Annotated in this window: 13 protein-coding genes; 7 read left to right on the top strand and 6 right to left on the bottom strand. The window is 58.5% G+C overall.

The annotated features are described in order from the left end of the window. The first annotated feature begins 405 nt into the window (after nucleotides 1-405). The 4 genes from CA51_RS02750 to CA51_RS02765 all read left to right on the top strand — a co-directional run bounded on the left by CA51_RS02750 (nucleotide 406) and on the right by CA51_RS02765 (nucleotide 5,051). Nucleotides 406-1,710, top strand: coding sequence for a hypothetical protein (locus CA51_RS02750; protein ID WP_145117582.1), 1,305 nt, complete (start codon nucleotides 406-408; stop codon nucleotides 1,708-1,710). A gap of 116 nt (nucleotides 1,711-1,826) precedes the next feature. Beyond that, complete coding sequence (locus CA51_RS02755) at nucleotides 1,827-2,747, top strand: prenyltransferase/squalene oxidase repeat-containing protein (RefSeq protein WP_231745964.1); 921 nt, start codon at nucleotides 1,827-1,829, stop codon at nucleotides 2,745-2,747. 19 nt (nucleotides 2,748-2,766) lie between these two features. Continuing rightward, nucleotides 2,767-4,101, top strand: coding sequence for a glycosyltransferase family 87 protein (locus CA51_RS02760; protein ID WP_197451543.1), 1,335 nt, complete (start codon nucleotides 2,767-2,769; stop codon nucleotides 4,099-4,101). Between the two features lie 197 nt (nucleotides 4,102-4,298). Continuing rightward, nucleotides 4,299-5,051: an SGNH/GDSL hydrolase family protein gene (locus CA51_RS02765; protein WP_145117584.1), complete on the top strand. Its 753-nt coding sequence runs from the start codon at nucleotides 4,299-4,301 to the stop codon at nucleotides 5,049-5,051. Nucleotides 5,052-5,197: 146 nt separating this feature from the next. On the opposite strand, the gene CA51_RS02770 is transcribed toward CA51_RS02765, so the two are convergent. The 5 genes from CA51_RS02770 to CA51_RS02790 form a co-directional block, all read right to left on the bottom strand. Continuing rightward, a complete protein-coding gene (locus CA51_RS02770) occupies nucleotides 5,198-5,662 on the bottom strand; it encodes a hypothetical protein (RefSeq protein ID WP_145117585.1) in 465 nt (154 codons plus the stop codon). A gap of 4 nt (nucleotides 5,663-5,666) precedes the next feature. Further along, entirely contained in the window at nucleotides 5,667-6,566 is a 900-nt protein-coding gene (locus CA51_RS02775) for a DUF1559 domain-containing protein (RefSeq protein ID WP_145117586.1), read from the bottom strand. A 302-nt stretch (nucleotides 6,567-6,868) separates the two neighbouring features. Further along, nucleotides 6,869-8,677 carry a heavy metal translocating P-type ATPase gene (locus tag CA51_RS02780; RefSeq protein ID WP_145123986.1) on the bottom strand — a complete coding sequence of 603 codons (1,809 nt, stop codon included), beginning with the start codon at nucleotides 8,675-8,677 and terminating at the stop codon, nucleotides 6,869-6,871. A gap of 175 nt (nucleotides 8,678-8,852) precedes the next feature. After that, entirely contained in the window at nucleotides 8,853-9,905 is a 1,053-nt protein-coding gene (gene lpxK / locus CA51_RS02785) for a tetraacyldisaccharide 4'-kinase (protein ID WP_231745965.1), read from the bottom strand. Then, nucleotides 9,906-12,128, bottom strand: a complete 2,223-nt coding sequence (locus CA51_RS02790) for an NADP-dependent isocitrate dehydrogenase (RefSeq protein WP_145117587.1) — start codon at nucleotides 12,126-12,128, stop codon at nucleotides 9,906-9,908. It abuts the gene before it with no gap. Between the two features lie 411 nt (nucleotides 12,129-12,539). Between CA51_RS02790 and CA51_RS02795 the strand changes: the two genes are divergently transcribed. Then, nucleotides 12,540-13,763 carry a DEAD/DEAH box helicase gene (locus CA51_RS02795; protein ID WP_145117588.1) on the top strand — a complete coding sequence of 408 codons (1,224 nt, stop codon included), beginning with the start codon at nucleotides 12,540-12,542 and terminating at the stop codon, nucleotides 13,761-13,763. A gap of 258 nt (nucleotides 13,764-14,021) precedes the next feature. Then, on the top strand, nucleotides 14,022-14,369 hold the full coding sequence (locus CA51_RS02800) for a hypothetical protein (protein WP_145117589.1): 348 nt from the start codon (nucleotides 14,022-14,024) through the stop codon (nucleotides 14,367-14,369). 361 nt (nucleotides 14,370-14,730) lie between these two features. On the opposite strand, the gene CA51_RS02805 is transcribed toward CA51_RS02800, so the two are convergent. Continuing rightward, nucleotides 14,731-15,768, bottom strand: a complete 1,038-nt coding sequence (locus tag CA51_RS02805; protein ID WP_145117590.1) for a hypothetical protein — start codon at nucleotides 15,766-15,768, stop codon at nucleotides 14,731-14,733. Nucleotides 15,769-16,031: 263 nt separating this feature from the next. Between CA51_RS02805 and CA51_RS02810 the strand changes: the two genes are divergently transcribed. Then, nucleotides 16,032-17,408 (top strand): MFS transporter, encoded by a 1,377-nt coding sequence (locus tag CA51_RS02810; RefSeq protein ID WP_145117591.1) that lies wholly within the window; start codon nucleotides 16,032-16,034, stop codon nucleotides 17,406-17,408. Nucleotides 17,409-17,760 lie beyond the last annotated feature (352 nt).

Raw genomic sequence — 17,760 nt, forward strand, 5'->3', positions numbered from 1 at the left:
ATCGACCAGTTTGGCCGGGCGTTTGTAGCAGGAAGCGGCAAGCCTGTGTTTTATTATGGCCTGTTTGGCTAAGCTACGCCAACGGTGATCTCGCCGCTTCTGACCAGAACTCGCCCGAAATTGACTCGATTGCCCAGCTTCGAGTCCCCGCTAGCGGGTAGGATCGGGCAGGTCAGAGGGCGAAACGAACCCCGGTTCCCGCGACTCGCCGACTGGTTCGGTACAATGGCCGGGTGGGGAATTGAGAAAGATCGATTGCCAGGCCTCGTCATTTCGCGTTTTAAAGACTGGCTGTTGTGGTCGATGAGAAGAGACAGAACGAGGGGTTCGATGAGAAATGCTGTTGAGCGACGCCGACAACCACGTGCCAACCGCTCTTTGCCTTGGTGGCGAGTCGGACCCTGTTTGTTAGCAATCGCCGCCTTGGCTTGGTTGCCGTCGTTTGGGACGCCCACTTCGACGGCGACTCCCGTGAGTCAGTCGCCGCCGATCGAAGCGACGCTTGTGGCCCATTGGCAACAGCCGGCGGCCCCTCCGATCTCGCTGCCCGAAATCGATCTGTCGGATCTCGAAGCAGAGGAATCGGGAGATGGGGAACCGCTGTCGGCCGCAGGAATCGAAAAGAACCTGAAGGGTTCGATGACCAAGGAGCAGATCTCAGCCGCCGATCTGGCCGCTGCAAATCAGATGGTCGAACAGCTGACGCCGGTCGATTGGTTGGGGCCGCTGGCACCAGTCGCTTTGTCTCCCTTCTTCGGAATCACGTGTCTGTCGGGGCTGGCGCTGTGGAGTCCCGAGTGGATGCCGGGGAATGGTTTGTTGGACGCCGCGACGCCGCTGAAGAACCCGAACCTTTTCTGGGCCTTCGCCGCGTTGACGATCATCACTTCGCTGCCGCGGTTGTCGAAGGTCAGCAAGCCGATCGCGGTTGCTGTCGACAAGGTAGAGGCTTACGCCGGGATCATCACGTTGATCGCGATTCGCTACATCGCATCGCCAAACGAAGTCTTGGACGAAAGCCCTGAGATCGTCGAGGCGGGGATTGTCTCGGGGACCGTGGGGGCTCTTCTATATGTTGCGATGGTGATCAACGTGTTGGTGATCAACAGCGTGAAATTCTTCTTTGAGTTCTTGATCTGGTTGACGCCGATTCCATTTCTGGACGCCTGTTTCGAATTCGCCAACAAAACGATGTGCGCAGGATTGATGGCTTTGTATGCGCTCAGCCCGACGCTGGCGACGCTGTTGAATCTAGCGGTCTTTGTCGTCTGTTTGCTTGTCTTGCGATGGATCAACCGCCGCGTTCACTTCTACCGGCACATGGTGTTCGATTCGTTGTGGCCGATGTTCCAGAAGACGTACGGGCGGCCGTCGCGGGCTGAACTGGTCGTCTTTCCTAAAACCGATTGGAACGGCTTTCAGGATAAGGCCTGTATCACGCTCTGCCGCCACGATCGGGGATGGACGATGCGGCAGAGGCGTTGGTTTCGAACTCCGTTGACCAGCGATCTGCCTGCGGATGCGAAGCTGAAGATCACGCGCGGTTGGTTGACCAACACGTTGGAGATCAGGACAACCGAACCTGTCGTGATGATCTTCAGCCGTCGATATCACGGCGATTTGCACACTGTTGCCGAATTGATCGGTGCGGAGGTGGAGGTGGTCGAGGAGACGCCGCAGCCGAAGCCGGCGAAAACCGAATTCGCCTGATCCCCTGCCCGGCTTCGCGCATCGCGAACGCCCCTTTATGGTTTACTCTGGGCCGCGACGATGGGAAGTCTATCGGTAACGCTAGGCCTCGGTTTTTCTCGGGACATCGGTGATTCGTGACATATCTTGAGGCGTTGACGATCCGGTTGGCTCAAGGTGCGGCGGAGCTGCCCGAAGCGATGCGGCAGCGACAGGGTGATTGGCTGTTGGCTCAACAGCGACCCGACGGCGGTTTCGCCGGTCGCGAAGGGGGCAGTGATCTCTATTACACCGCCTTTGCTCTGCGGTCGTTGATGATCCTGGGCCTGTTGGATGGCGAACCGGCCGATCGCGCCGCCGAATTCTTGAAACAGCGGTTGCAGGGACGCGAAGCGATCATCGATCTGATCTCGTTGATCATGGCGGCCAAGATGCTGGAGATCTCCTCGGGGATCGATGTGATGCAGTCGGCCAACGGCGGCTGGCAAGATGCGATCGCCGAGCTGTTGGAAACGCTCCGCCGCGAGGACGGAGGGTATGCGAAGAGCCCCGAGGGGCGAGCTGGCAGCACCTATCAAACCTTCCTGACACTGTTGTGTTACGAATTGATCGAACGCTCGCCGCCGGAACCTCGCCAGATCGAAGCCTTCATTCGCGGCCAGGCTCAGGTCGAAGGTGGCTTCTTGGAAATTCGCGTCGGCAAGCGGGCGGGAGTGAATCCGACGGCGGCGGCGATCGGTGCGCTGCGGGTGCTACAGAGACTGGATGAACCGACACAGCTGTTGACGACTGAATTTCTCGCCGAAATGCAGATAAATGATGGCGGCATGACAGCCAACACGCGGATTCCTATTGCCGACTTGTTAAGCACATGTACGGCGATCGTGACCTTAACCGATCTGCAATCGTTGGATCAGATCGATCGGGCCGCTGCCACGCGTTATGTCCATAGCATGGAACGGCCGGGGGGCGGGTTCGCCGGATTCGAAATGGATCCTGCCGAAGACGTTGAATATACCTTTTATGGGCTCGCCGCATGTTCGTTGCTGTCGTTGTGATCTTCTTCGGGTGGCGGGGATGAAGGAATCGACGACCGACACCGAACCGCGAGACGACGCGGCGGTTGCGTCGACGCAGCGGCGTCGCCAAATCGTTTCTTGGCTGGCCGCCGCTTGCTTCTTGATCGGTGTCGTGCTGACCGCCGGTCGCATCGTCTTAGCCTATCAAACCCCTGGCCCGTTCGACCCTTCGCGGCAGGGTTACTGCGACTTTCACAACGGCGTCTATTTTCCGGCACTTGCGTTTCGGCAAGGTGTCTCGCCCTACAGTTCCGCCTATGTCCAGCAGTATCCGGTCGAGCGGTCGATCCCGTTTTATTCCCCCTTGGTCCTCGCACTCCACGCCCCTTTGACCTGGTTGCCGCTGGCGGTTGCCGAAGTTGTGTACTTCATCGTGTCGCTTGGCATGCTGTTGGGAATCGCCTGGCTTTCCGTCCGCTGGACGACTGGCGGTGCCGGTGCGGGATGGCGTTGGGATTGGTTTTGGATCGTTGCGAGCGGCTTGGTTTTCACACGTGGTGGGCAACAGACGCTCTTCACCGGCTACTTCACTTTCGAATTGATCCTGGGAGCTTTGCTTGCTGTCCACTATGGCAAGACGCATCCCTGGCGGAGCGTGTTGGGACTGGTGGTCATCTCGTGCAAGCCGACGTTTGTGCTGCCGATCGCGGGGTTGATGTTGTTTCGCGGCAACATTAAAGCTGTAACGTTGGCCGGAGTGATCTCGTTGGTTCTTGCGGTCGCTTGTTTCGGCTGGTTGATCCAGTCGGGTTCGGCGGCGGAATTGATGTCCGATATCGGCACCAGCCAAGATGTTCACCGGAGCGACGACTACGAACTGCCAGCTAACACGTGGACGCGTATCGACCTCTTAGCGATCGTTGCGAAATGGACCGATTGGGTGCCCGGTGATGCAACTCATTTGGTGTGGATGATCGGGCTGCTGTTGCCCGCCGCGATCGTGTTGATGGTCTATCACCGCCACAATTGCGACGACGGTGCGGCGACGGGACTCAGCGGCGCGATCGTGCTGCTGACCTCCTTGGTCGCCATTTTTCATCAGGTCTACGATGTGATGATTTTGACGCCGGCGATCGTTGCAATTTTGATCGCGTTGCGACCGGCATGGGATGCGTTGAGCTGGCAAATGCGGATGTTTTTGGCGATCTCGATGTTGATGCCCGCTCTGAATTACGCTTCGAGTTTGATGGTCTTAAATCGCTTCCAGATCGATGGTTTTGCGAAGGATGTTGTCACCAGCCTGAACGCGATTTCACTGCTAATCGCCTGCGTGGTGCTGCTGGTTTTGGCCTGGAACCGTTGTGGTGGCAGAGCAAACCGAGCCTCCGTTTAAAGTACTCGCCGGCACGCGCTAGCGTCCGGTTTCTTTGGACCACCGCACGCCATCGCATGCCCATCAATTCGCCTCGATACAAACATTTAATTGCTTTCGTCGAGGGGCGCGATCGGCACTGCAGCACGCCGCCCAGCCGTTTATACTGAGACTCGTATGGCTAGTTCGAATTTGCCCCGTTCACCGAGGAGCTGAGAATGATGAAACTCACGCGTCGCAATCTTTTGCAATCCACGATCGTCGCTGGCGTCGCCGCTTCGAGTGTCACTACCGCAACGACCGTGTCGGCTGCTAATGATTCCAACGTTCAATCGCTTCCCGAGGGCGCGGTGATTCTGTTTCAAGGGGATTCGATTACCGATGCCCGCCGCGATCGCAAGAAACAGACGGCGAATCAATCGGCTGGGCTTGGCGATGGCTATCCGTTTCTGATCGCCGGTGGTTTGTTGGAGTCGCATCCGGCCAAGCGGTTGCAGATCCACAATCGTGGGATCAGTGGAAACAAGGTCCCCGATCTTGCGAAGCGTTGGCAAGCAGATTGTTTGGATCTGAAGCCGAACATCTTGAGCATCCTGGTCGGTGTGAACGACATCTGGCACAAGCTCAACGGCCGCTATGACGGTTCGGTCGCGGTCTACGAAAGTGGCTACCGCGAACTGATAGAGGGAACGTTGTCGGCGCTGCCCGATGTTCGCGTTGTCGTTTGCGAACCGTTTGTGCTGCGATGTGGTGCGGTCAACGACAAGTGGTTCCCCGAATTCGATCAGCGACGCGAGGCGGCGCTTCGCGTTGCCGAGTCGATGAGCCTGACCGTGGTTCCGTTCCAGCAGATGTTCGACAAAGCGATCGACGAAGCCCCGCCGGCCTACTGGGCAGCCGATGGCGTCCATCCAACGCTGGCCGGCCACACGCTGATGGCGAAGACCTGGCGAGAAACCGTCGGCGTCTAAATCGGCATCGACGAAGAGCATCGATAGAGATCGCTTCACCGCGTGGGCATCATCCCACGCGGTTTCTTTTTATAGACGCCGCGTCCGCGCGGGCACGCGGTTGAAGATCGGCTGGCGTTACCCGAGTGGGACGGATGTCCCGTCGGTTAGCCGTCGATCACATCGGCCATTTCGAAGTCTTGTTCGACCGCTTCGTTCTCGGGGAAATCGAACGACTTGATGTAGCTCTTGCCTTCGCCGATCGGCGTCCCGTAGGGAGCGTATTCGGGGTTGGCATCGACGCCGCTGAAGCCCTGGATTGAGACGATCTGAGGCCCGCCGGTGAAGCCTGTTCCGTCGGCTGAGGAATCGAATTTTCCGTCGACGATCGTTGCCGATCCCGCGGCTCCTGAGTTGCCTTTGGAAGCATCCGGTTCAAACATGATCGTGCCATGTTTCACCGGCTGCCCTTGATAGGTCACCGTTCCGGAAATCGGGTAGCGTTCGATGCCCGTGGGGCCACACCCGGTCATCAGTACGATCAAAGGGATGGCTGATGCCAACCGCAGCAGGCGAGATGATGCACCGCAGGCTGGCCGTGCTTTTTGGTTTTGAAATTGCAGATCCATCATGAGTCTAGATTCCTTGCACCTCACCCGAGGCGCGGCTGGCGGCAGCGCGGTAAGTGGTCATGTCGATGGTTTCGGATAGGAAGCGAACCGATCCGTCCATCATTCCCATCATGCATCCGCCGGGGTGTTGGGACCCGTATCCGCCGTTGTTGAAGGTCATCGTGAAGCCGCCGTTAACCGCGGCATTGATTGGCCATTTGTGATTCTTGCTCGACAGCAACGCGACACCGTTGTACCAGTACAATCCGCGGGTCCATGCACGATAGAAACCGTATTTCTGATACGACAGTTCGCCGATCCCGATCGTGTTGGTCGTGCCATCGAGGATGTCGGCGAAGCGAAGGTTGCTGCGCAGTTGGAAAATGCCATCGGTCGCGTATTCGCCAAAGCTTGCGTTCTCCCGCGTCGTGTCTCGCGTGTACGTCTGCCCGGTCTGGCCGTTGGTTCCAACCGGTCCCGAATTTCCATAGTAATGGCTGGTGTAACAGTCGGCTTCGTTGGCTGCGGTGCTGGTCGAATAGAGTTGCGGACCGCTGGGGCACAGCAGCGTGTCGAGGCGGTTGAGCGAAATTGGCAGGTTCTGAACGTAGTTGCCGTCGTAGCGGACCTGGTCGAACATCGCTTGCTGCTCCATGAACGGCAGTAGTCGGACAAAGATCCCGATCTTGCCGTTGCCATCGATGCTGCACGGCGGAAACCGCTTGTTGATGTCGTGGTAGTTGTGCAGCGCGATGCCAAGCTGCTTCATGTTGTTGGAACACTGCATCCGCCGGGCAGCTTCGCGAGCCGCCTGAACCGCCGGCAGCAGCAATCCGACCAGGATGCCGATAATTGCAATCACCACCAATAATTCGACCAGCGTAAAGCCGCGTCGCGGGCCATGAAGAGGATGGATTCGCTTCATGATTTGGCACCTCTCGATAAGAAAAAAAGAATCCCTGCGGCAGGAAACACTGCCTTTCGTCAGGATGCCCAAGGGCGGCAGGGCTGTCCGCCTGGGCTGGATAACGGGCTATCGTAACGCATAGCGGCCCGTGGCGGCAACCAGAATGATGGGCGGAAATGAATCAGATGCGCGTCGTGGTTTGAACTAAGCGAATCGAGTCAGAAGAGCGTGATTGACCTGAGGCTGGATTCGCTTGGACGCGCTGTCGGCGGATTCGATCGACGTGGCGTCCGAAGAGGCATCGGTTGGCTGGCGGTTGCTTATTCGCTCGATTCAAAATCGATCATCGTCTTGGGAACGATCGCCACGCGGAGGGCGTTGAGTACCGCGACGATGTCGATCACTTCTTGGCTGATCGCGCCGGCGACGGGAGGCAAATAGCCGGCCGCGGCGATTGTCATCCCGATGATGCTTAGCGCCATTCCGCCGATCGCACTCTGCATCGCGATCCGCCGCATCCGCCGGCTGATGTGTAAGAATTCATCGATCTTCCGTAGCGAGCTGTCCATCACGACGACATCGGCTGCCGACGTGGTCACATCGCTGTTCTGGCCGAACGCGATCCCCACCGTCGCGGCCATCAGCGCCGGTGCGTCGTTGATCCCATCTCCCACGTAGATGCTGTTCGCCTTGGCGGTCTCGGCGTTGACGATCGCCAGTTTCTGTTCGGGGCTTTGGCTGCTGTAGACGCTCTGGATGCCAACTTGTTCGGCCAGATAAGCGACTTCCGATTCCCGATCGCCCGAGACCAACATAGTTCGCGAGATGTGATGCAAAGGGCCCAAGTGGCCGATGAAACGGGCCCCGTCGGTTCGCGGGGTGTCGCGGAATCGGTAGGTCGCCGCGTACTGTTCATCGATCAAGATCACGCACTCCAGTCCCGCTTGTTGATCGGGAAGTTGTGACGCTAGTTCTGGTTGTTGTTTGAGCAGCTTGTTGCGGCTGGTGACCCGCACCGAAGTCTCGCCGACCTTGCCTCGCAAGCCTGCGCCGGGCCGCTCGCTGACCTCGCCAACGCTTAGTAGCGTGAGCCCGGCGGATTCAGCTGCCGCGACGATCGCCCGCGATAACGGATGTTTGGAATAGACTTCCAGACTGGCAACCCACTGCAAAACGTCGGCTTCCACAAATCCTGACGCCACAACTTGGGATGTCAGATTGGGTTTGCCGTACGTCAGAGTGCCGGTCTTATCGAAGATCAACGTGCGGCAGGTGTCAGCAGTTTCCAGTGCCGAGGGATCGCGGACGATGATCGCTCGCCGCGCGGCCAGCGAGATCGATCCGATGATCGCAACAGGAATTGCGATCAGCAACGGACAGGGTGTAGCGACGACCATCACGGCTAAAAAGCGAACCGGATCGCCCGACATCGCCCAGGCGGCGATCCCGATCGCGACGGCCAACGGTGTGTACCAAGCACCCAGTTTGTCGGCCAGTCGCCGCATCTGCGGCTTGTTCTGTTCGGAGGCCGCCATGACTTCCATGATCTTGGCGTAACGGGAATCGATCGCCAGTTTGTCGGCTCGAATCAGCAGCGCCGTTTCGCCATTGATCGCGCCGGAGAGGACTGCCGAGCCGGGCGTCTTGGACATCATGTAGGGTTCGCCGGTCAGAAACGATTCGTCCATCACGCCGTGCCCTTCCACGACGCTCCCGTCGATCGGGCAGATCTCGTGAGGGAAGACCGAAACGATGTCGCCGATCGCAAGTTCCTGCAGTGGAACGTCGACGACCGATGCTCCCTGTTTGCGATGCGCGACCGATGGCATGCGTTTGCTGAGCGCTCGCAGTACCGACGACGCGCTGCGGACGGCGTAGGCTTCCAACGCTTCGCCACCGGAGAGCATCAACACGACTAACGCCCCCGCCAGATATTCACTCAACAACGCCGATGCGACAATCGAAATTCCCGCCAGCAGGTCGGAGCCAAACTCGCGCCGCAACATCTTCTGCAGCAGGTCGAAGACCAACGGCACACCACCAAAAACGAACACCGCCCAGAGTGGAATGTTTGCCGCCATCGGACTGCTGGCCGTGCCGAACCGCAGTACCAGATGCACGCTGATCATTGCGACGGTAAAGATCGCGATCAGCGTTTCACGCGATTTCCACGTGGCAGGTGCGGGGGATGCTGGCAAGGGAAATCTCGCATTGTGGAAGGGAGCAAATCCGTTGGCGCTTGGGCGATGTGAACCAATGTTTCCATTTGTCGATGCGAGCCCGAGAGATCGCCAGCGCCAAAGGCTAGGACGTTGTTTGGTGGGTCGTTTGCAGCAGACGCTGGCGCAGTTCCGATTCGCCGACGGTCAGTGCGATCTCGATTCCGACAGCTCGCAGCGGCAGGCGGCCGATTCGCGAGGTTCTTAGTTTGACGAGATCCTTGTGCGTGCAGAGGATCGCTTCAGCCGCAGGGTGTTGGTCGACCCAGGCGGTGAGCGTTTCGATATCCTTGCGGTCGAAGCGGTGGTGATCGGGAAAGGTTTTACTGTCGATCAGCGTGGCGCCACAATCGGTGACCGTTTTTGCAAACGCGTCCGGATTGCCGATCGCACTGAAGACCAGCACCTGTTGCCCGCGTAGCGTTTCGATCGGCAACGGATCGGCGGCGTGCGTCAGTAGCGCCGACGGTGCGTGGACCGATTCAACCCAAGTCGCCGTGGCGGCGTACCGTTGCACCGTCTCGCGGATCTGTCGTCGATCCGCGTCCGATGCGGCATCGCTGCGCGTCAGGACCACGACGTCGGCTCGCTTCAAACCTTTTAACGATTCACGCAACATGCCGCGTGGCAGTTGATACCCATATCCAAACGGGCAGCTAGCGTCGATCAAGACGATGTCCAAATCGCGGTGCAGTCGGCGGTGTTGGAAACCATCGTCCAACAGGATGACTTCGGTCTCCAGTTCTTCGACCACAACACGTGCACCCTCGACACGATCGGGATTTTGAACATGAGGCACGTCGGGCAGGCGTTCTTCCAGTTCCAACGCCTCGTCGTTCACTCCGCTTGCATCGGCACCGTAGCCACGACTGACGATCGCCACGCGAAGGCCTTCGTTGCGCAGCACGCGAGCGATCCAGGCGACCATCGGCGACTTGCCCGTTCCGCCGGTCGTGATGTTGCCAACCGAGATCACGGGAACGTCGGCATGTTGGATCAACGAAGCGTCGCGATCGTATTTGCGATTGCGCAGCGTCGTCGCCACGCCGTATGGGATCGCCGCGACGCGAGTCGCCATGCGCAACAAACGAGCCAGCGGATCTCTCCGCTGGCCCGACATGATAGGACGAATATCCATTTACAGCGATTCGATGACCGAGTTGAACGTTGCGCTAGGCCGCATCGCGTTGCTCAGCTTTTCTGGATTGGGCTGATAGTAGCCGCCCAAATCGACAGGTTGGCCTTGAGCATCGCTCAGTTCGGCGACGATCTTCGCTTCCTGATCGGCCAACTGGCTGGCGACGGCTGCAAATCGTTGTTGCAGTTCGGCGTCTTGCGTTTGCGCGGCCAGTGCCTGAGCCCAATAGAGCGTCAGATAGAAGTGGCTGCCACGGTTGTCGATCTCTTTGACTTTTCGCGACGGCGACTTGTCGTTGTCCAGGAATGTTCCCGTCGCGGTGTTCAGCGTTTCCGCCAGAACCAACGCTTTCTTGTTGCCTGTCTTGGTCCCCAGATCTTCCAGCGAGACAGCCAATGCCAAGAATTCGCCTAACGAATCCCAACGCAGGTGCCCCTCTTCGACAAACTGCTGAACATGTTTGGGAGCCGATCCGCCAGCACCGGTTTCGAACAGGCCACCGCCGGCCAGCAGCGGTACGATCGAAAGCATCTTGGCGCTGGTTCCCAGTTCGAGAATTGGGAACAGATCGGTCAGGTAATCTCGCAACACGTTACCGGTAACTGAGATCGTGTCCTTGCCTTCCTTCGCCCGTTGGCAGGCGTGCAGGGTGGCTTCGACAGGTGGCATGATCTGGATGTCCAAGCCTGCGGTATCGTGTTCGGGCAGGTACTTGTTCACCTTGGCGATCAGGTTGGCGTCGTGGGCGCGGTTGGCATCCAACCAGAAGACGGCGGTCGCGCCGGTCGCTCGGGCGCGGGTGACGGCCAGTTTGACCCAGTCGCGGATCGGCGCGTCTTTGGTTTGGCACATCCGCCAGACGTCACCGGCGGCAACTTCGTGTTGCATCAGCGTCTCGCCCTGCCCGTCGACGACGCGGACGGTTCCATCGGCTGGGATTTCAAAGGTCTTATCGTGCGACCCGTACTCTTCGGCCTTCTGTGCCATCAGGCCGACATTCGCGACGCTGCCCATCGTGGTCACGTCGAACGCGCCGTTCTTTTTGCAGAAGTCGATCGTCGCTTGGTAGACGCCCGCGTAGCAGCGGTCGGGGATGACAGCTTTCATGTCGTGCAGCTTGCCATCGGGGCCCCACATGCGACCGGAGGTGCGAATCGCGGCGGGCATCGACGCGTCGATGATCACGTCGCTAGGGACGTGCAGGTTGGTGATCCCTTTGTCCGAATCGACCATCGCCAATTCGGGACGCTTTTCCATTTCGGCAGCGATGGCGGCTTTGATTTCGGCTTGTTTCGCTTCGTCCAGTTTGCCGAGCTTTGCGTACAGATCGCCCAGGCCGTTATTCGGGTTGAAGCCGATTTCGTCGAGCTCCGCAGAATACTTTTCGATCACGTCGCTGAAGAAGACGCGGACGGCGTGTCCGAAGATGATCGGGTCGGAGACCTTCATCATCGTTGCTTTCATGTGCAGCGAGAACAGGACGTTGTTCTGGCGAGCGTCTTCGATTTCTTTGGCGAAGAAGGCTTGAAGTTTGCTGCGGCTGATCCGCGATCCGTCGATGATCTCGCCGGCTTGAATCGGGAAGTCCTTTTTCAGCACGGTCACCGAACCATCGGCTGCGACCAGTTCGATCCGAACGGTGCCGGCGGCGGCCATCTCATGAGATAGTTCGCTGCCGTAGAAGTCACCGTCGTCCATCGACGCCACGTGCGACTTGGAATCGGCTGACCAAGCGCCCATCGAGTGTGGGTTCTTGCGGGCGTACTGCTTTACTGGAGCGGCGACGCGGCGGTCGGAGTTGCCTTCGCGAAGGACGGGATTAACGGCGCTGCCAAGCACTTTGGCGTAGCGGTCGCGAATCTCTTGCTCGGCATCGGTTTTCGGTTCGGCCGGGAAGTGGGGCAGTTCGTAACCGTGCTGTTGCAGTTCGCTGATCGCGGCGTTCAATTGCGGGATCGAAGCGCTGACGTTGGGCAGTTTGATGATGTTCGCTTCGGGAGTCTTGGCGAGTTCGCCGAGTTCCGCCAAGGCATCGGCCTGCTGTTGGTTGGCGGGCAGGCGGTCGGAGAAGTTCGCCAAGATGCGGCCGGCTAGCGAGATATCTTTTGTTTCGACATCGATCCCCGCTGCGGTTGCAAACGCGCGGATGATCGGCAGCAAAGAACCTGTGGCCAGGGCGGGAGCTTCGTCGGTTTGCGTGTAAATGATCTTTGCTTGGGCCATGGATGTTCCTTTGGATGTCGGGCTACGGCAAATACCGTAGTGACCGTTCTGAATAACGTTGAGTGAGTTGTCGTTGGAGGCGAATGGGGACGCAGTTCCTCCGCGGCAAGGGAGGGGCCACGCGTCGAACCTGCAATCGGCATCCGACGCGATTGTAACGGGGAAAGGTCAGCCGATGTAGCCGCCACGTTCCGCCGGGGACGACTTGTCGCAGGGCGAAACCGAACTGCCGAGCTGAGGAATCGTCGATGTTTGTCGATCCGATGACCCAACGTGTCACGCCGGCGAGCGACACTGCGGACGTTGTCATCACGCGTCGGCGTCGGCGGGCGAACTGCCAACTGTGGCAGAGGCTTGCCAGACACGCCGCTGGTTAAAAACATTGGACGATTCGACAGGGAGGCTTCCACAATGGTTCTTGATTCCGCGTTTTCGACAGTTTCGCATTGCCAAAACCAAGTCACATCGTGCGGCTTGGGATTGGCCGATAACTTTGCTCCCGCCGCGGCTGCCGCCGAAGTGCTGGCTGCGGCTCGACTCCAGCCTCGGGCGTATCAGCGGCGGATGGTCGTCGCGGCGCTGCAGATGGTTGCTGGTCGGCAGCGGGCGCCGGACGGGCACTTGGCTCCGGCGGCGGGGCGTGTTTTGGTGGAGAGTCCCGTTGGCAGCGGTAAGACGGTGATCGGACTGGCGATTGCCAGCGCGCTTCAGCGTGCGACCGGATGCCGCGTCGGCTGGGCTGCGATGCGGAGGAACTCGTTGGCTCGCGTGGCTGCGGAAAACGCGTTTCGGGATTTCAACCTGGATCTGCAAACGATCAGCATGTTCGACAAGTCGCCGGCAGACGTCGACCTGTTGGTTGTCGATGAAGTCGCCTGCGGAGGAACGGCGCAGATCGAACGACTGCACCGGCAACTGCATCCCCGGTGGACTCTGGGCCTGGCGGCAAACAGCGATCCGATCAAGGCTTGTTTCGACCGCGTGATCCGCGACGCGGGCGTATCTCAATTGATTGCCGATGGGCATTTGAGTCCGTACCGGCATTACACGCTTGACGAGTATACGCCGGCGGTGGTTGCGAAGCTGTTGATGGAAGAGCCCGATCGATGGGGCCAGTCGTTAGCGTTTTTCCAACGCCGCCAGCAGGGGCTCGCCTGTGCCGGTCTGTTGCAGGAGCAGGGAATCGCTTGCGAGCTGTTGGGGACCGGGGCGCATCGGGAGCGGCAGTTGGACGCGTTTGAACGAGGAAGCGTGCGTGTTTTGATCAGCACCGCAGCGGTGCCCGAATCGATCGATTGCCCCGAGCTGAAAACGGTCTTCTGTCGTCCGGCGGGGCGCAGCAGCATGTTGGACATGGCGGGGCCGGTGTTTTGCAAGTCGGTGGGGCAGCCGATCAAGCAGATCGTGCAATGTCGGCAGGCGGCTTGGCCCATGTGGAAGAGTATTCCGGCGGATGAGCAATTTGTAGGCGGTCAGGGTGGTTGGCGGAGCGTGGCGGTGAATCGGCAGCTGGCGAATATCGTTGCTCCGTCGGATCCGCTTCGGTTGGCGTCGGAGTTCCCACGGCAGGAGGATTTTTTACTTGGGAGGGAGCGGTTGCGGTGTGCCAACGCGAGTCGCAGCGTCAGGTTTTAGGGTGCGTCAATTTAGCATCGAGCCGCTTTTTGATAGCACACCGCCACGGCTGACCTTGCATCGTGGGAAGGAGTTTGGCTATTGAAGCAGGTTGTGGTTGGGATGCTGCGCGTTCGCTTCGTTTTTGGTGCCTTGGTCGTACTGGAAAGCTGGCTGCGTCTGCAGCTTGGATCGACATCCGTCGTTTGACAGAAAACAAAGGTCGCAGATATGTTCGGGCTCACTTTGAGATACGCAACCGTAGGGATTCTGACTTTAATGACGCAGCATGTCTTTGCCCAAATCACCCCCTCTCGAACGAGCCCTGGAACCGCACAAGCGGTCGTTCGTCTAGAAGACCAATTGATCAACGGCTTGCGGGCCACGCGTGATGAACAGCAAGCGTTTCTGAGAAGCGTTGTCGTGCTCAGCGAGCAGGGAAAGTTGGACAAGCGATTGATCAACGCGATTTACGTTTGGGCTCGCCGGCGTCAGCCGCTCTATCCGTTCCCCTTCTTTGAACGGGGGCTTCGGATCGAAGCACAGAAACGTGGGATCGCTTTGCCCGTCGTCAATCTCGTGCAGCGAGTTGGTGGCGTTACGCCCCCTGCCCCGCTACTGCGCTAGCCACCCTCTATCGCCTCACCACAACGGAATCCCCGCCGCCCTAACGCTAAAGGACAAGCATCGCCGTTTTCCCGTCCACCAGCACACAAAGCTAAAGGACAGGCATCGCGAGAATCCAATCCAGAGCAAAAGGACAGGCATCGTCGGGGCGGCAAAGGACAGGCATCGTCGAGTTTCGATCAGGATTCACCCGAATTACCGCTTGGTAAGAGGCGTGGGATCCTGGAGAACGCGTTTCAGGATGGCTGGAGTAGTACCGCTGGGGGCCTCCTGGCTCAGTAGGCCGCTACTTTTTGCCGTCCGTCGACGACACTAGCTGGCGTTGGCTTGAAGATCTTGAAGCTGGAGGCGTTTGAGAAGGTCACGCCGTCGGTTTGAGGGCGAGGCATGATTTGCGATCTGCCCTATCGGCGAGGATCGCCTGGACCGATTGGTTGCCCATTGCGAAGAAGCAGCCTCGGAGGCGGGGAGTATGCAGCATTCGGTCGAGCCGTTTCTGCCAAGTCTCAATGCTCGTCTCTAAACGACAGAAGACGTCTTTTACGGCCGCGTCCATGCTCGCTTTGCCATCGCGAAACATACGTCCGGTGTTCTCGACCAGCAGCAAATAGCTACCCAGCGGGAACGTCTCTAACATTCCCGCTCTGCTGCGTTCGTCTTTGACTCGGCGATCTTCGATTGGGACGAGCCAATGGTCCTGCTCCATCGAACCGGCCAGCTCGCTTGCCTGCACACTGCCTTGGAGTGCCGCGCGGAGCCTGGACAACTGGCCTTTGCAGCGGACGTGATCGATTCGCTGCTTGATCGACGAGTAGCGACTTTCTTCGGGGGTGTCAGCGAGTCCCGCCGCCAGGGGATTCAGGTCGATGTAAGCCGATGTTGCCAGCAGCGCTTCGGTATCAAGAATTGCAATACTTTTGTAGCGTCCTTCCCAAAACGCGCCGCGGCAATGATCGGCTTTGTTCGCCATTCGCGCCAGCGGTTCTTTGAGCGACTTCATGAACCAACCGAGGTTCTTCAGACGTTTTCGAAGCTGAGTCACTCGTTTCTTCTTTTTCGCGTGTTGCCTGATCCAGCCTGCAACCGCTTTGTCGTTGCCAAAATCGAGCTTCTTGGGCGGATAGACTGCGATCCATCGCCGGACCACTTCGCCCGCAGACCACTGGTCGGCATCGTCCGGGGCTAAGCGGCAAAGTACGTGCAAGTGATTGTTTAAGACCGAGAAGCCGCCGACCGAGATAGCAAAGTTCTCGGTCAGTTTTTCTAACCGATCTTCGATCCACTGCTTGCGGTCCTCGCTGCCATCGACCATCAAGAACGCTTGCCGAACGCAGCGGGAAATGCAGTGGTACCAGCGAGTAATCGACGGATCGACCAAGTTCTTTCGAGCCATTGTCATCGGAATGTCTCCCTGAGATGTTCACTGCCTTTGTATTCTATGTGAGGGCGTCCGGTTAAACAAGTTGAAGTGCCTGTCCTTTGGAGCTTTTGGAGCTTCCACTTAAGGTTCCTGCCGAACTCGACCGGTTTGAGGGAGGTGTGAACCTCTGCGATTCAAGCGTGTCTGTGAGCGTGTATTCCGGATCGACGCGCGTCGTCATACATTGGACAATTAGTCAAACCTCAATCCGCCGCATTTCACATCGTTCGGGATCTCAACGCATGGAAGGTCGATACGACGAGGCGCCCGATTCGGATACCAATGGGCAACAACGCTACGAGCGGATGGTGTTGTTCATTTTGGCATCCGTGCAGTTCATCACAATTGTCGACTTCATGATCGTGATGCCGCTGGGACCTCAACTGATGCGGACTCTGCAGATCAACCCGACTCAGTTTGGGCTGATTGTCTCCTCCTACACCTTTGCCGCCGGGGTCGCAGGAATCGTCGCATCTTCGCTCGCCGACAGGTTCGCCCGCCGTACGACATTTCTCGTCCTGTTCGCCGGTTTCCTGCTAGGGACGCTTTGTTGTGGTTTGGCTGCCTCCTATGGGGTGCTACTTTGGGCCCGAGTTGTGACGGGAGCATTTGGCGGCGTTTTGGGAGGAATTACGATGGCGATCATCGGTGACGTCTTTCCCGAGCAACGCCGTGGACGGGCGACCGGCACGTTGATGACCGGATTCGCTTTAGCATCGGTTGCCGGAGTGCCGTTTGGATTGGTTCTCGGCACCAACTTCGGTTGGCAGATTCCGTTTATTGTGTTAGCCGTGGGCGGGGGGCCAATTCTCATCTTGGCGCGTGTCGCATTGCCTCGACTGGATTCTCATATCCACGATGTCCAAACCAATCCGTTGAAGTCGCTCGTTGAAACGTTTGCCCATCGCAACCATTTGAGAGCGTTTGCGTTAATCGTAGCGTTGATGATCGGCAGCTTCACTGTCTTTCCCTATCTGAGTGCCTACCTGGTAAGCAATGTGGGAATGTCGGAGAACCAATTGCCGCTGATCTACATCGTTGGCGGCGCGTTGACGTTTGTTGCGGCGCCGATCGTGGGGCGGTTAGCCGACCACTACGGCAAGCGGAGGATCTACCGAATTGTCGCGCCCGCATCGGCGCTGATGTTGTTTGTTGTCACCCATCTTCCTGCAACTCACGTTGCAATTGCCGTGGCTGCGTTCGGTGGGCTGATGGTTTGCAATGTCGGTAGAATGATTCCGGCGATGGCGATCGTGACCAGCAGTGTGCGACCAGAACGCCGCGGTGCATTTCTAAGTGCCAATTCGTCGGTTCAGCATGTTGCCAGCGGTATCGGAGCCTATCTAGGCGGGTTGATCGTGGTGGAAGCCGGCGACGGAAAGCTGGAAAATTTTGGCACCGTCGGGTGGATTGCTGCTGCGGCGACGCTTGTCACGCTGTGGCTGGTGGGACGCGTGGAAGTCGCGGGCGATATCAACCCGCTGGCAACTCCATCCGCGGCGTCGCTAGCCATCGCTGCCGCAGCAGAAGCTTCTGTCGACGCAGGAGAAGCGTTGGTGGGACTCAGCGGCGAGCATCAAACAGTCAAAGACGTCTCGACTAATGTTCCAGTCGACTGAGTCGCGCTCCGCTGAATTCGGTCAGCGACGCTTCGGTAAACGAGAACGATACTGCCAAACGGGGCCACGCCATGCTGCATCGGTAGGAACGTCGCTTTAGTCCCGAACTGCGTTTGCGGCTCGGTTTGGTGTTCGTCAATGAGAGACGTTTGCACGCCCTATCCTGCCTGGGCTGCGGCATTGAGATTGGTGGGGGGATTGCCGCCCAACCTGATTGCAGAACTCTCCGGTAAAGCTGAGTTTCCAACTCCGCTTACCGCGGTTTGAGCCCGGAAATCTGGCAGCTGACGGGGGCAACGCGGAAGTGCATGTCCTTTGCTGATTTTCCGAGGTACCTGCAATTTCTGGCTGC

Origin of the sequence: Rosistilla oblonga, assembly GCF_007751715.1 — a bacterium.
Classification (GTDB): Bacteria; Planctomycetota; Planctomycetia; order Pirellulales; family Pirellulaceae; genus Rosistilla; species Rosistilla oblonga.

Coding starts and splice junctions, on each gene's coding strand:
- CA51_RS02760 (WP_197451543.1), top strand. CDS start 2,767: ATGAAGGAATCGACGACCGACACCGAACCGCGAGACGACGCGGCGGTT.
- CA51_RS02765 (WP_145117584.1), top strand. CDS start 4,299: ATGATGAAACTCACGCGTCGCAATCTTTTGCAATCCACGATCGTCGCT.
- CA51_RS02770 (WP_145117585.1), bottom strand. CDS start 5,662: ATGATGGATCTGCAATTTCAAAACCAAAAAGCACGGCCAGCCTGCGGT.
- CA51_RS02775 (WP_145117586.1), bottom strand. CDS start 6,566: ATGAAGCGAATCCATCCTCTTCATGGCCCGCGACGCGGCTTTACGCTG.
- CA51_RS02780 (WP_145123986.1), bottom strand. CDS start 8,677: ATGATCAGCGTGCATCTGGTACTGCGGTTCGGCACGGCCAGCAGTCCG.
- lpxK (WP_231745965.1), bottom strand. CDS start 9,905: ATGGATATTCGTCCTATCATGTCGGGCCAGCGGAGAGATCCGCTGGCT.
- CA51_RS02790 (WP_145117587.1), bottom strand. CDS start 12,128: ATGGCCCAAGCAAAGATCATTTACACGCAAACCGACGAAGCTCCCGCC.
- CA51_RS02795 (WP_145117588.1), top strand. CDS start 12,540: ATGGTTCTTGATTCCGCGTTTTCGACAGTTTCGCATTGCCAAAACCAA.
- CA51_RS02800 (WP_145117589.1), top strand. CDS start 14,022: ATGACGCAGCATGTCTTTGCCCAAATCACCCCCTCTCGAACGAGCCCT.
- CA51_RS02805 (WP_145117590.1), bottom strand. CDS start 15,768: ATGACAATGGCTCGAAAGAACTTGGTCGATCCGTCGATTACTCGCTGG.
- CA51_RS02810 (WP_145117591.1), top strand. CDS start 16,032: ATGGAAGGTCGATACGACGAGGCGCCCGATTCGGATACCAATGGGCAA.